The organism is Vibrio sp. Of7-15 (genome assembly GCF_022347565.1).
Classification (GTDB): domain Bacteria; phylum Pseudomonadota; class Gammaproteobacteria; order Enterobacterales; family Vibrionaceae; genus NORP241.
This window is the reverse complement of the sequence record NZ_JAKRGH010000049.1, coordinates 1-14,503: the sequence shown is the minus strand read 5'-3', so window position 1 is coordinate 14,503 and position 14,503 is coordinate 1. Positions and strand designations below refer to the sequence as shown.

The 14,503-nt window shown below is 38.5% G+C and carries 13 protein-coding genes and 1 pseudogene; 5 read left to right on the top strand and 9 right to left on the bottom strand.

Annotated elements, in window-relative coordinates:
- The 4 genes from MHO82_RS25150 to MHO82_RS25135 all read left to right on the top strand — a co-directional run.
- Positions 1–334, top strand: a 334-nt coding sequence (locus tag MHO82_RS25150) for a DUF285 domain-containing protein (protein WP_239189273.1), incomplete at its 5' end; no start/stop codon positions are given.
- A 28-nt stretch (positions 335–362) separates the two neighbouring features.
- Positions 363–1,559, top strand: coding sequence for a BspA family leucine-rich repeat surface protein (locus MHO82_RS25145; RefSeq protein ID WP_239189271.1), 1,197 nt, complete (start codon positions 363–365; stop codon positions 1,557–1,559).
- Between the two features lie 346 nt (positions 1,560–1,905).
- The gene (locus tag MHO82_RS25140; RefSeq protein WP_239189269.1) at positions 1,906–2,343 is read left to right on the top strand and encodes a DUF285 domain-containing protein; all 438 of its coding nucleotides are present in this window, start codon (positions 1,906–1,908) and stop codon (positions 2,341–2,343) included.
- Between the two features lie 38 nt (positions 2,344–2,381).
- Positions 2,382–3,503 carry a BspA family leucine-rich repeat surface protein gene (locus MHO82_RS25135; protein WP_239189267.1) on the top strand — a complete coding sequence of 374 codons (1,122 nt, stop codon included), beginning with the start codon at positions 2,382–2,384 and terminating at the stop codon, positions 3,501–3,503.
- A gap of 212 nt (positions 3,504–3,715) precedes the next feature.
- Here MHO82_RS25135 and MHO82_RS25130 read toward each other — a convergent pair whose 3' ends face one another.
- The 9 genes from MHO82_RS25130 to MHO82_RS25090 all read right to left on the bottom strand — a co-directional run bounded on the left by MHO82_RS25130 (position 3,716) and on the right by MHO82_RS25090 (position 13,880).
- A complete protein-coding gene (locus MHO82_RS25130; RefSeq protein WP_239189265.1) occupies positions 3,716–4,348 on the bottom strand; it encodes a LysE family translocator in 633 nt (210 codons plus the stop codon).
- 70 nt (positions 4,349–4,418) lie between these two features.
- A complete protein-coding gene (gene lysA, locus MHO82_RS25125; protein WP_239189263.1) occupies positions 4,419–5,663 on the bottom strand; it encodes a diaminopimelate decarboxylase in 1,245 nt (414 codons plus the stop codon).
- 90 nt (positions 5,664–5,753) lie between these two features.
- Positions 5,754–6,473: a hypothetical protein gene (locus tag MHO82_RS25120; RefSeq protein ID WP_239189261.1), complete on the bottom strand. Its 720-nt coding sequence runs from the start codon at positions 6,471–6,473 to the stop codon at positions 5,754–5,756.
- Positions 6,470–7,453: an aldo/keto reductase gene (locus MHO82_RS25115; RefSeq protein ID WP_239189260.1), complete on the bottom strand. Its 984-nt coding sequence runs from the start codon at positions 7,451–7,453 to the stop codon at positions 6,470–6,472. Before MHO82_RS25115 ends, MHO82_RS25120 begins: the two co-directional genes overlap by 4 nt.
- A 6-nt stretch (positions 7,454–7,459) precedes the next feature.
- On the bottom strand, positions 7,460–7,924 hold the full coding sequence (locus MHO82_RS25110; protein WP_239189258.1) for a GFA family protein: 465 nt from the start codon (positions 7,922–7,924) through the stop codon (positions 7,460–7,462).
- Positions 7,917–9,080: an argininosuccinate synthase domain-containing protein gene (locus MHO82_RS25105; protein WP_239189256.1), complete on the bottom strand. Its 1,164-nt coding sequence runs from the start codon at positions 9,078–9,080 to the stop codon at positions 7,917–7,919. Before MHO82_RS25105 ends, MHO82_RS25110 begins: the two co-directional genes overlap by 8 nt.
- Positions 9,077–9,583, bottom strand: a complete 507-nt coding sequence (locus MHO82_RS25100; protein ID WP_275440800.1) for a gamma-glutamylcyclotransferase family protein — start codon at positions 9,581–9,583, stop codon at positions 9,077–9,079. Before MHO82_RS25100 ends, MHO82_RS25105 begins: the two co-directional genes overlap by 4 nt.
- Positions 9,584–9,585: 2 nt before the next feature.
- The gene (locus MHO82_RS25095; RefSeq protein WP_239189252.1) at positions 9,586–10,755 is read right to left on the bottom strand and encodes a PLP-dependent transferase; all 1,170 of its coding nucleotides are present in this window, start codon (positions 10,753–10,755) and stop codon (positions 9,586–9,588) included.
- Positions 10,756–10,820: 65 nt separating this feature from the next.
- A complete protein-coding gene (locus MHO82_RS25090) occupies positions 10,821–13,880 on the bottom strand; it encodes an AMP-binding protein (RefSeq protein WP_239189249.1) in 3,060 nt (1,019 codons plus the stop codon).
- Between the two features lie 422 nt (positions 13,881–14,302).
- Between MHO82_RS25090 and MHO82_RS25085 the strand changes: the two are divergent.
- Positions 14,303–14,503, top strand: a pseudogene (locus tag MHO82_RS25085) (hypothetical protein); the annotation flags it as partial.

The following is a 14,503-nucleotide window of genomic DNA, read 5'->3' as shown; positions in this document are numbered from 1 at the left end:
CATCATGATTGACAACGAACAACTGTATTTGGTGGTGAATAACCAGCTTATTCGTAACCCCGATTACTGGCAGAACTTTCTTGATGGCAACATAAAGCTTTGTACCTCAAAGGTGACAGACATGAGCGAGCTGTTTGCCAAACACGAGTATTTTAATCAAGACATCAGTCAGTGGGATACCTCCCGCGTGACCAACATGAATGGCATGTTTAAAGGGGCGAAGCGCTTTAATCAAGATTTGTCGTCGTGGAACGTGCTGCGTGTTAATACGCACCAACACTTTGCTAAAGACAGTGCCCTAACACCAGAGTCCCTTCCTCTGTTCAACCACTAATTACCTTTTTCATTGTCACAGAAATACTATGAAACCCTCAACGTCAGTTACCCCTATCCTTCTTGGTACGGCTTTGCTTGCCAGCAGCGGTGCCTATGCCCGTGATATCTCTGTAAAGTGCCCAGATGCCCCAGTTAATTCAGCCATACTCGAAAATGGCCGTGTTTATATGGTGGTGGATAATACCCTGATTAAAAACAAAACCTTATTAGATAACCTAGAGCAGGGAAATATTCGTTTTTGTACCAGCCAAGTCACAGACATGCGCAATGTGTTTAGAGACAGGAAAGAATTTAATGCAGATATCAGCGACTGGGATACCTCTCGTGTCGTATTTATGGGTGGTATGTTTTACAATGCCGAAACATTCAACCAGAGCATTGGGCATTGGGATACCTCTCGTGTGATGAACATGCCAGTTATGTTTAGTGGAGCCATGAACTTTAACCAAAACATTGGCCGATGGAATATCGCTAATGTTGCCGAAATGAATAGTATGTTTAAAGGAGCCAAAGCATTTAACCAAGACATTGGTCATTGGGATACCTCTAGGATAACAAACATGAATAGTATGTTTGAAGGAGCCAAAGCATTTAACCAAGACATTGGTCATTGGGATACTTCTAATGTAACAAGCATGAGCAGGATGTTTTGGGGTGCTTCTGCATTTAACCAAGACATTGGTTATTGGGATACTTCTAATGTAACAGGCATGCATTCTACGTTTAATGAGGCTAGTGCATTTAACCAAGACATTGGCTATTGGGACACATCTAAAGTACGCCACATGTCATATATGTTTAAAAAGGCTCATGCATTTAACCAAGACATTGGTAATTGGGATACTTCTAATGTTACAGACATGAGTTATATGTTTGAACAAGCCAAAGCATTTAACCAAAACATTGGCCAGTGGGATACATCTAGCGTGACCAATATGAACCAGATGTTTCAAAGTGCCGAAGCCTTTAACCAAGACATTAGCCTGTGGGATACTTCTAGTGTAACGACTATGAAGCTTATGTTTTGGGCGGCTAAGGGATTTAACCAAGACATTGGCCAGTGGGATACATCGAACGTAACAAATATGGCTATGATGTTTTTAATGGCTCATGCCTTCTCCCAAGATCTAACCAACTGGAATGTCAGCAACGTAACTAAACATGACAATTTCGCAAGAAGCAGCGCGTTAACAGAAGAGCAACTGCCGTATTTTGTTAACTAATTTTGCCGAGTAAATGGCGATAATACTTAAAAATAGCGCCTGAAAAATAAAAATGCAGTGGCGGAGTTTGCAATCGCATAGTTAACAGGCCACTGCTTACCAATAAACTGGCTCTACTCCATCGTAAGCCAGTTTATTGGTGCCATTTCGCCGTAGCTTATTTTAGCCTTGTGTTCTAACCCAGAACAATAACCAGCCACAAACGGTTGATTTATAGACTAAACACTCAACTTTATGTGACTCAGATTGAATAAATGGATAATTAAAACCTAATCTATAAACTTTACATTCTCTTTAAATTGAATATCAATATAATGCATATGGTTTATTAATAAGCCATTGAATTATGAAACTTAAATCTATTTTATTCACTTCCCTGCTCCTCTCTTCTTCGTGGAGCCACGCCGACACCATCGACCCTGTGACCTGCACACAACACAACGCAGGCACCATCATGATTGACAATGAACAACTGTATCTGGTGGTGAATAACCAGCTTATTCGTAACCCCGATTACTGGCAGAACTTTCTTGATGGCAACATAAAGCTGTGTACCTCAAAGGTGACAGACATGAGCGAGCTGTTTGCCAAACACGAATATTTTAATCAAGACATCAGTCAGTGGGACACCTCCCGCGTGACCAACATGGATGGCATGTTTAAAGGGGCGAAGCGCTTTAATCAAGATTTGTCGTCGTGGAACGTGCTGCGTGTAACAACGCACCAACACTTTGCTAAAGACAGTGCCCTTACACCAGAGTCCCTTCCTCTGTTCAACCACTAATTACCTTCTTCATTGTCACAGAAAAACTAGGAAATATTATGAAACCCTCAACGTCAGTTACCCCTCTTCTTCTTGGTACGGCTTTGCTTGCCAGCACCGGTGCCTATGCCCGTGATATCTCTGTAAAATGCCCAGATGCCCCAGTTAACTCCGTTGTACTCGAAAACGGCCGTGTGTATGTGGTGGTGGATAACACTCTAATTAAAAACAAAACCTTATTAGATAACCTAGAGCAGGGAAATATTCGTTTTTGTACCAGCCAAGTCACGGACATGCGCGAAGTATTTAAAGACAGAAAAGAGTTTAATGCAGACATTAATGACTGGGATACTTCTAATGTGACCAGTATGTCCGCCATTTTTCGCAATGCTGAGGCCTTCAATCAGAACATTGGACATTGGGACACATCTAATGTAACAAACATGAATGATTTATTTTACGCAGCTAAAGCATTTAATCAAAATATTGGCCGATGGGATACATCTCGTGTGGAACACATGGTTAGTATGTTTCGGGATGCTAAAGCCTTTAACCAAAACATTGGCCATTGGGATACATCTCGTGTGAAACGCATAAGCCAAATGTTTTTTAATGCTCAGGCGTTTAACCAAGATATTGGGTACTGGGACACATCTAATGTAGAGCACATGGATAGTATGTTTTATGGGGCTCAGGCATTTAACCAAGATATTGGGTACTGGGATACCTCTAGCGTGACAGGCATGAGTGCCATGTTTTCTGATGCCAAAACATTTAACCAAGATATTAGCCATTGGGATACTTCTAATGTGACAAGCATGGGTAGCATGTTTTCTGATGCCAAAACATTTAACCAAGATATTAGCCATTGGAATACTTCTAATGTGACAAACATGTTTCGGATGTTTCATGGAACTAAAGTATTTAACCAAGACATTAGCCGTTGGGATACATCTCGAGTGGCAAATATGAATTGGATGTTTTTGAAGGCTGAAGCATTCAACCAAGATATTGGTAACTGGGACACTTCTAATGTTGCGGGTATGGAATCCATGTTTAAAGAAGCAAAAGCTTTTTCCCAAGATCTCACCAACTGGAATGTCAGCAACGTAACCAACCACGGCAATTTCGCAACCGACAGCGCGTTAACAGAAGAGCAACTGCCGTATTTTGTTAACTGATATTGCCGAGTAAATGGCGATAATACTTAAAAATAGCACCTGAAAAGTAAAATGCGGTGGCTGGGTTTGTAGTTACATACTTAACTGGCCACTGCTTACCAATAAACTGGCTCAACTCCATCGAAAGCCAGTTTATTGGTGCTCTTCCCAGCGAAGCTAAAAGATAGTTTATTTTGTTGGCTATAAACATTACCCTTTTTCATTAAGGCTAATTAAATTGCGCTAAAAGCGAGTTTTAGGCCAAGCCCAGCAAACACTACGCCGACAAACCTATCCATCCAAAGGCTAACCAACCTATTCGTTCTCACTTTATGTGCGATGCTGTCTGTCAGTAAAACATAGATACCTTCAACAACAATCGCCACTAAAATGACCAGCAGACCTAAGTAAAGTAACTGAATAGAAGCAGGGACAGGAATGTCTCGTACAAATTGTGGCAAATACGCCAAGAAAAAAATGGCCACTTTAGGGTTCAGGATATCGATCATAATGCCTTGTTTAAAAGCTTCGAAGGCAGATTCCTGAGAGCTAGCCGTTTCGCTGGGTATGAGATCAAAGCCAGAAGAGCGGAAAGATTGAAAAGCCAAATAAAGCAAATAAGCTGCACCAATATATTTTACGACATCAAAAGCAACCTCTGAAGAGGCCAAAAGTGCTGAAAGCCCAACAGAAACGCAAAATACATGGAAAAGAGCACCGGTACAAACACCTAAAGCGGAAGCAAAACCGACTTTTTTCCCGCCAGTTATTGTTTTTGTCATTATATAGAGTAAATCAGGCCCAGGCGCAGCATTAAGTGCAACGGCGGCGGTTAGAAATAATAACCAAAAATTTAAATCAGACATTCCTTGTCCTTATTCATCAATGTAAAGACAGCATAATAACAGCGTTATTTTATACTGTCTTTATTTTACTCTACCCCAGTAGTCTCTCTTGTAAAAATAAATCTTCCATTGTTTCTCGTCGTCTTATTAAATTTGGGGTTGAGTTTTTCACCATTACTTCAGGAGGGCGAGGCCTAGAATTATAATTGGAAGACATACAGAACCCATACGCTCCAACAGATCTAATTACAAGTAAATCACCTTCTTTTACTGCAATGTTTCGATCACGAGCAAATACATCACTAGACTCACAAATAGGACCAACAATATCGCCTTTTAGAGTCGGAGAGTCCGAAATTTTTACTGGTAATACATCTTGCCACGATTCATAAAGACTTGTTCTAATATAGTCATTCATTCCCGCATCAACAATAATGAAGTTTTTACTGTTTGTTTCCTTTATATACTCAACTTTTGTTACCAATACACCACTGTTTCCGACTATCGCTCGGCCGGGCTCAACATACAGTTCAATGTCTAACCCTTTAATTTTTTCTATTACCTGCGAGAGATACTCTTGAGGAGAAGGTGGGCTTTCATCATTGTAACGTATGCCTAATCCGCCCCCGATATCAAGGTGTCTTACTGAAATGCCATTCTTTTTTAACTCTTTAATAAAAGAGACCGCCACATCTACAGCATCTAACAGAGGCTTTAGGGTGCATATCTGGGAGCCTATGTGATAATCAACACCTTCAATGTTGATGTATTTCATATCATTCGCTTTTTTATATAGTTCAGTGGCTTTTGTAATATCAACACCAAACTTGTTATCGACTTTTCCTGTTGTGATGAATTTATGTGTTTTCGGATCGACATCTGGGTTGATCCTGATTGATATCGACGCAGTTATTTTTTCTTTTTCTGCAATTCTTTCCAGTCTTAACAGTTCATTTTCAGACTCGATATTAAAACAAGATATACCAGCTTTAAGTGCAATCTTAAGCTCATGTTCAGATTTACCCACCCCCGAAAAAACCATATTTTCTGGGCAACCACCCGCTTTAATAACTCTTTCATATTCCCCAAGAGATACAATATCAAAGCTAGCGCCCATTTCATTCAGTGCCTGGATGATGGCAATATTTGAATTAGATTTTACTGAGTAGCATATTCTGTGTGGGTAACCTCCCAAGGCTTTTTTAAATACATTAAAATGATGATGAATAGTTTTATGTGAATAGATATATACTGGTGTTCCAAATTCTTCGACAATTTTTTCTATTGATACTTCCTCTGCAAAGAGTAAATTATCATTATAATTAAAGTAGTCCATTGTTCGTCCAGTTAATTTAAATTAAATCCATTTAACCTCTACTAATGTAACTTTAATTAATAAAAATAAAGAACATCAGTAGAGACTAACTTAATTACTTTTATATTCCATTATCTTATCGTAAATAGGCTTATGATAATTATAATAGGAGCGTAAAGTGCTGTTATTATCTATTGTTACCTCGTAGCTGTTTTGCCTTTTATGAATACCAGAGCTTTCACTGACATCTCGGTGCCATGTTTCTGTACGTTTCCATTCTGGAATATTACCAGGCTCCCAAGATAGTGCTGATGACTTAAACTCTACTCCTGCGGCGTCGCAATAAAGCTTAAGGGTTTCCTCTGGTTTTTCAATGAGACTTTCTGAATCTATAATAACGACATCTTGCTTCAGATTAAATTTGACATACTCTATAACCTCTAAGAGATTCTGATACCCTATTTCTTCACAAGTTACATTGTTATTCATATGGTAATGTGAATGTATTGTCGCTTTAGGATCACGAACCAAAAAGGTGTGAGTAACGCTCTTCATAAAGAGCTTATATTTCAGCACGTCTAAAAACGAGGCTTCACATGTTTCTTTAAAAAAAACAGGGGTACTTTGTGCGTAACTTGAAATGAGGTCAATCACTTCAGAGTTACTTTTAAGCTCTTTATTGTTATGCGCACATGGGTAGACCCCATTGGTGGCAATATCACAAAATGCCTCATTAAATATGACAAAGTCTCCTCTTTGCTTAAATGAACGAAGAAAAGCAGTAGAGATCGAACGAGGCGGAGACCATAACGCTATAATCTTATTACTCATTGTGACCACCATGTTGGTTCTCTATCCCATCTATGCTTACGAAGCATATCTAGATCTCCCTGCGATAGAGGGGGCAGCTCCGAGACTTCTAAGTTTGATTGAACATGCTTTAGTTGCCTCATTCCAGGAACCACCGTTGATATGGCCGGATGATGAAGTATGAATTGAAGCGCCGTTTGCGGCATACTCGCGCCAGCAGGAAGTTCAGATTTTAGTCTCTCAGCTCGGTTAACACTGGCAACAAGATTCTCTTCAACAAAGTAGCTCCTTCTCCAATCATCCTCGCTCCAATCCGGATTCAAGGTCAGGTTACCTGTAAGCGAGCCTTCATCAAATGGGACTCTAGCAATAACGGAAATATCAAGCTCTTGGCATACTTTAAACAGTTCATCTTCTGGGCTTTGATCGAAAATATTATAGATAACTTGCACCGAATCAATCATGCCTGTTTTCAGCGTTTCAATCACATTAGTCGGCTCCCAACGATTGATGCTAATGCCGACAGCCTTAACAAGTCCTTCGTCTTTTAACTTAGTGATGCACTCCTGCCAAGCCAGATCTTCGGCCCAAGAATCCTCCCATACATGAAACTGAAGTAAATCAATGGACTCAATTCCTAGGTTTTCTAAGCTCAACTTTACATATTCTTCAATATGATCATTCGGGAAAATATCTGAAATCAGGTCAGTCTTTTTAGATGGCCACTCCCTATTTTTCGGAGGAACTTTAGTCGCCACGTAAATTTTCTTATCTGGATGCCTCTTTATTAAGTTACCTAAGAGCTTTTCACTGGAACCACGACCATATATCCATGCCGTATCGAAGAAGTTACACCCCATTTCTACGGCTTTATCCAAACAAGTATCCCTTAACGAATCTTCAATATCATTCCAGCCACCTTCTCCTCCTGCTATTCCCCACATGCCATAACCTATTTCGCTGACTTGCCAACCAGTACGGCCAAATCTTCTGTATTTCATCTTACTCTATCCTCTTGGAATGTCTTTATACCTTGCTAGGCTGTCATCACTGCTAAGTACTTTCGGAATATCAGCATCTGGCCTAGCCCAACCTTGTGTTTGATCGAAGAAATCATGCTGCTCTGGCAATGTATCTATCTCTTCATTAAAGCAAGCACGTGCTATATGTAGCTCGCCTTTGCACAAGGAAGATTTAAAAAACAATCTAGAACCACAACGATTGCAAAAACCCCGCTGACTAAAAGCAGAAGACTCAAACCAACTCAGAGATGCTTGTTCATGGACACTAATCGTGACCTTTTCCTGTAAGTAACCAACCCAGGTAACAAAGGCAGAACCATGTGATTTTCGGCAGTAATTACAGTGGCAGTGCGAACAAAATAATGCCGTTCCCTTTGTCTCAAAAGATATGGCTCCACATTGGCAAGCACCTGAATATACTGGTTTTTCTACTGCTTGGGGGCTAGGCATCGGCATTTCTCCAGATATGCCCACCATCAACAAATCTTTTTTGGTGCAGTGCATGAGCTAATTCGTCCATGTCATGTATAGCAACAGTTTGTATCAGCCCTCGGTATAGGCGTAGTGTCACCCGCCCAGATAGCAAATTAGTCAAAGACTTCAAAGCCTCTTTCATCCTTCGTGCTTCTTCAGTGGCGTACTGCCCTCTATACAATAATGTGCCTAGGTCTTTTGATAGAGACAGATACTCTTTGCTGACTTTTTTATCAAAATAAGCCTGACGGAGTGACTCTAGCGCAGCACTTAACAAATCCATACCCGGTGATTCATATACACCACGGCACTTCGTATCTTGTACTCGATTCTCGATTACAGACTTTAAACTTACGCCGTTACTGCCAGCATATTGGTTCGCTTTGTTTAACACTAAATATGGGGATAAATCACGACCATCTAGCGATACTATACGGCCATTTTTCACCGTGACTTCTATCTCGCTAACGCCATTATTCGTTAACCACGGTTTTGAACTCATCAAAGGTTCTGTTTTATAGAAATCATACGATAAGCTTTCCATTTCCGTACTTTCATAGGATGTGCCCATAAGACATGAATCGGTTGAAGAGTCGACTTTTTCGTCTAGGTGATCGTATCCAATGATTTTAGAAAGGTATCTAACCATGTCACTTCTGTTTTGGAATCTTCCCAAAAACTCTGGATCTTTCCATGCTAAATATTCCTGAATATCCGGCATGAAGATAGACCCATATTGTGAAAAGCGCTTTTGATCATTCCCACCGCCCACGCAGCCATGACTAAAATAATCAAAGTTCTGGGAAGCCATCAACGAGCCTATTTCTCTTACTAATAAGTAACGCAAGGCACCCGTTGTATTCCAATACCCCCCTTCATAGCTTGCATTCATCTCTAATACTTCTAATGCAAGATCAGACATTTTGTCTCTAAGGTTTATACTTTCAACTGCAATGCCGTTAGACCTTAGCTTCGTTAAGAAAGCTTGCATCTTGGGCTCGTCGTATTGACCTACATCAGCCCAGAAGGCGGTAACATCAGCCCCTTTTTCCTGTAGGTAGTGAACAACAACACTCGCAGTAAGCCCCCCAGAGACAAACACCCCCACTTTTTTGCCCATCAGTATTGTCATGATGCAGACTCCTCAGAGGGCTGCTTGAGTTCAAATTCATGCTTTAAACGCTCAAGACGCTCTATCACCTCTTGTTTATATTCATCACTCACACTGGCATCACTTAGCCCACCTTTAAATAACCCTAGATACCTGTCTCCAGGGAAGCCTTCGGTATGACTGGTCAAGCTTGCCCGGTACAGCATTACGTTCTCATAAGCTTTACCTTCGCATTCAATAGATATTTTTTCTTCGTGATAGCGCCCCTGAGAGAATCCTTCCCGCTCTCTCAATGCTTCTAGTACAGACTCAGGAAGATAAAATAACGTGCCTTCCACAGTAGAACCTTCATTTTGATCTACATTACAATAATGGTTTACCCCATTCATGGATGGGTAGTTAAACAAAAGTTTATAATCATGAAGATATGATTTACCGATAAGACAATCTTTTACATCTATCCCTAACGTCTGAGATAGCGAATCTAAATTCATGCATGAACCATATGCAAAATAATAAAACATAATCAATCCTTAATTAATGAATTAATGGCGCATTCTATTTCATTGAATATCTCTTTCGGCTCTTCTAGACCAACATGAAGCCGAATAACTAGAGATTGTTTTTTTTGGTTATTACTGTGTTCTGATCTTTCACTTTCTAATTTATATAAAACGAGAGTTTCTGTTCCTCCCCAGCTATAACCACATTTAATTAAATTAAGCTCCTGAAAAAATAGCTCAAGGTTGTATTTACTCATCCATGGTAATTCAATAAAAATAAGGCTTCCTCCTAAGTCCGTATTTTTATATCCATAGTCATTACAGTAACTTGAACTAAACGTTGGGTAAAAAACATTTGCTCCCTCTATAGAGGAAATCACAGCACTATCATTCAGTCGCTTTGCAACAACTTCGGCTGATTTACTCTGGGTGTAATACCGGATATTAAGGGTTTTTATTCCACGCAACGTGCCATAAACATCATGTGCGCTGACAAAATCTCCACTTAACTCTGCATGTTTTTCTAATAAACTTAATACGGGTTCATTTGCTGCAATAGCCCCAAGAAAAGTATCAGAAGTACCTGAAATAAATTTAGTACATGAGTGTACAACCGCATCAAAACCTAACTGTAGAGGGTTCGCGGTAATTGTTGAGCACCAAGTCGCATCAATAATACTTATTACTGAATGCTTCTTACACATTTCAGCGATTTTTCTAATATTAACGGCGGAATATTGCATAAAACTAAATGGTTCAACAAACAGTAAATCATATCCTTCAGATAGTCGTTGAGATAAAAAATCCAAGTCCAAAGGATTAAATATCAACAAGGCGATATTAAATTTACTTTTTATATACTCGAAGTAAGCCGATGTTGAATCATAAACCCCTTGGGCAACGAGAACCCTAGCATTGCTGTATATCAGAGCATCAACCGTAGTCGTGATGGCAGATAACCCAGAACTACAGAGTAATACCCCCTCAGAAGTCTCCTTTTCTTTAAGTGCTTCTTTCAAGTGAAAATGGGTAGGACTTCCCTCCCTTCCATACCCCAGCCGGCTGTCTTGCTCGTCAAAGAATTGTTTATGGCTCTTAAAATATAAAGTAGAGGCACTATAGATCGGTGGTAATGGCAACCTTGAAATAGGCAAAGTGCTTTCACGCTCAACCGAAAGTTTTTTACTTTTCAATCTTAAACTCCTACTTGTAGGTAAGTAAGCTAAAACATAGAAATATTTAATCTCTACAAAGTAGGTTAACTTTTATTTAATAAACTATAATTAGGAGAGTTCCAATAATCATCATCTGATACCAGCTCTAAAAAATTGTGTTGTGAGTACAGTTCTTGTGGCATTGAGAAATAATCGAATAGTGGATCGCATCCTTTAAACTGACCTAACACAGACTCTACTTTTGCTAATAAATGAACGTCATTTCCAAAATCACACATTTTTAAGCTTTTATTAAACTCTGGAGCAGAGACCCTCCTTACTTTTACATTTTCATCATTGCTTTTTTTCTCAACTAAAGACTCAAAATAGACTTTTTCCTGATGAAATAGGTGATAATTTTTATTTTCTACGCTTTTATTTTTAATCACAAGTAATGTAATCGCTTCGGCAGTTTTATCTACGGGAGTATAAGATATTCTTGCCTCTGTTTTAATTGAAGCCTTCAATTTAGAAATAAGATTGAGATACAAACATATAAATGAATTTTCATTCCCTTTTCCTGAAGTATCAGAGGGCATTATTTCACCGAGACGAATAATCGATACGTTTATATTTTTGTCTCTTAACTTATCAAGCAGTACTTCAGCAACTAACTTACTTTTTGCATAACCTCCTCTTGGGGGGGCTACTTCTCTAAGAGAGATGTCTTCAGGTAGCTTAATGCTTTCTTTCGACATGCCATTAAAAACCGCTAAACTAGATATATAAATTAATTCTTTTTTCCCATGAAGGCTCATTAATTGAGAAAGATGATGAAGAAATAAAACGTTGGTGGACCTTAATGAGGCATAGTCAAATAAAAAATTAACCATAGCGGCATTCATTATCACTCTATCTACACGATTAAAAATCTGAGCAATATCTGGTGAATTACAACCAAATTCCGCCTTTGAAATATCCCCAGAGTAAACCGTAATGCGGTTGAGTAACACCGGGTTTAGATTGTATGTAGAAAATGCGCCTGCCAGCCTTTCTCTCGCAAGAGCGTCATTCTCTGCTCTAACCAAGACAATCACATTTTCCTGTTTGGGTAGTTTCTTGGCTAACTCTGCGGCCAAATGTACGCCAACATACCCAGTGCCGCCCGTCAGGAGTACGCCTTTCTCTGAACAGTTGCTTTTTTTAAACTCACCAAAGCCATTTAATAATTCGTAATCTTTCTTTATTGTTTGGGTTTCATCACTTGCATCTGTACTTGAATGACCATGAATATGATCACTTAAAAGCTTTATCGTTGGATTACGATATATCTCTGATATAGTGACTTTTTTGTTTAATTTTATCTCAATTTCAATTGAAATATTCATTGCACATAAAGAATCCAACCCTATATCTACAAGGTTATCATCAATATTAATGCTCCTTTTTCCCATAATAGAAGAGACTATTTCATAAATATCACCATAACCTTCTTCTGATAGCTTTAAATGATCTAATTGTTCTTCTTTACCTTTATTTTTTTCATTGCATTCATTAATCAGGCTTGTCCTATCAACTTTTCCATTTTCGGTTAAAGGAAAGTTATTCTTGATCTTTATACCTTTAGGAATAAAGTTGGATGGTAATTTATCCTGAAGAAAATGAATAATATCTGATTCGGAAAATTCCATTACGTCTTTATCATGTATTATTACAAATGCAAAAATTAAAGGAGAGATATTTTTACTGCTTACCACCACACATACATCATCTACCTGTCGCATTTTTCTTATGGTATTTTCGATCTCAGGAAGACTCACCATTTCACCATTTAGTTTAATGCAATCATTTTTTCGTGAAATAAATTGAAAGTTTCCGTCGTTTCGCAGGTACCCTAAATCTCCAGTTCTATATAACTTGTCGCCTGGAATCCATGGAATTCGATTTTCAACAAATACCTCTTTCGTCTTTTCTGGGGCATTTTTATAGCCAAGCCCAAGACACACCCCACCGATGACTATCTCTCCTATTTCACCCGGTGCGCACAAATCACCAGATTCGTCCATAATCACCGAGAAAGTGTTTTTGATGGGCTTACCTATGGGGATATCTTCAGAGTTTCTAGGGATTTTATAAAACATCATACCTATAGACGCTTCTGTAGGACCATAAGTATTCATTAAAGTAGTAGTAGGAATATGTCGGTAAAAGTCTTGAATGCACCCAACATTGACCTTTTCTCCACCGACAATGATATATCTAGCATAAGATACATACTCTCTACCAACATCAGAATGCTTTAAGTATTTAACCAGCAATCGGAATGTCGAAGGAACAAAGTCTGTCATCGCGACTTTGTTTTTTCCCATTAGCTCAGCAATTTTTCTCACATCCTTGCGCTGCTCACTGGTTGGAATGACAATTTTTGCACCGCGAGATAAGGGCCATAAAATCTGCCAGAGGGAAGAATCAAATGTTAAATTGCTATTCACCAGTACAGTTTCATCGCACTTTAAATTCAATGCCAAGTCCATATTGTTAAACCTATTTATTAGGCCTGCTTGCTTATTAATACAACACTTTGGCAAACCTGTTGTGCCCGATGTAAAGAACCCATAAAGAGGTTCATCTCGCGACATATCAACAATAGGTGCTTTATCAACTATTTCAGAATTAAGTATTTGATTCCAATTTAATTTTATTTCATTAATACCTATTCCCAAATCACCTTCTTTTGATGAAGTAATTATATTATTTGATTCTATATTCGAAATTAAATTTCTAATTCTACTTTTAGGCCATTTGCTATCAATAATGACAAATACAGCCCCTAACTTCATTAATGATAAAATTGAAACAACTAAAAGCACGGGATCGTTAGTCAAAATAGGGATGAAACCCCCTTTCTTTATCCCTTTTTTTTGTAAATTAATACATATCCCAGAAGTAATCTCATCAAGATCTTTATATCTCAGCTGAACAGTGTCATAAATAAGAGCCAAATTATCACGATAATGTTTCATCGCCCTCTCAATTTGTCTTATTACAAGGCTGCTCTCAGAAAATTGATAATGATCTCCTGAGTTTTTTTTCAAGAATGCCATATCCTCTTTTTTTAATTTGTCACTGATACTTCTGGTGTACTCTTTTATTGTTTCATCCATTAATTTATGGCCTCCATGCCTAAAACAGATAATTTTGATACAACGTTCAGTAATTTATTTTCTTTTTTTCCATACTCAATCCTTTATGCAACTCTTTTCGAGGTGTAACAAAAAGTAACTCAGTGAAAAACAAAATTACCACAATAAGTGTGAGGAATATCCACTTATTTAACAGAGTGAATATAGTTTTCACCTGACATACTAACCAAGTATCTGAAAGACATTTCTGTAAGAGGTGGAAGGAATAGACAGCAGAGTGACCTGTACGAAAATCACAAACGCCTGATTTATAGACTAAATACTCGAGTTTATGTGACTCAGATTGAATAAATAGATAATTAAAGCCTAATCTATAAACTTTACATTCCCCTCATGTTGAATATCAATATAATGCATATGGTTTATTAATAAGCCGTTGAATTATGAAACTTAAATCTATTTTATTCACTTCCCTGCTCCTTTCTTCTTCATGGAGCCACGCCGACACCATCGACCCTGTGACCTGCACACAACATAACGCAGGCACCATCATGATTGACAACGAACAACTGTATTTGGTGGTGAATAACCAGCTTATTCGTAACCCCGATTACTGGCAGAACTTTCTTGATGGCAACATAAAG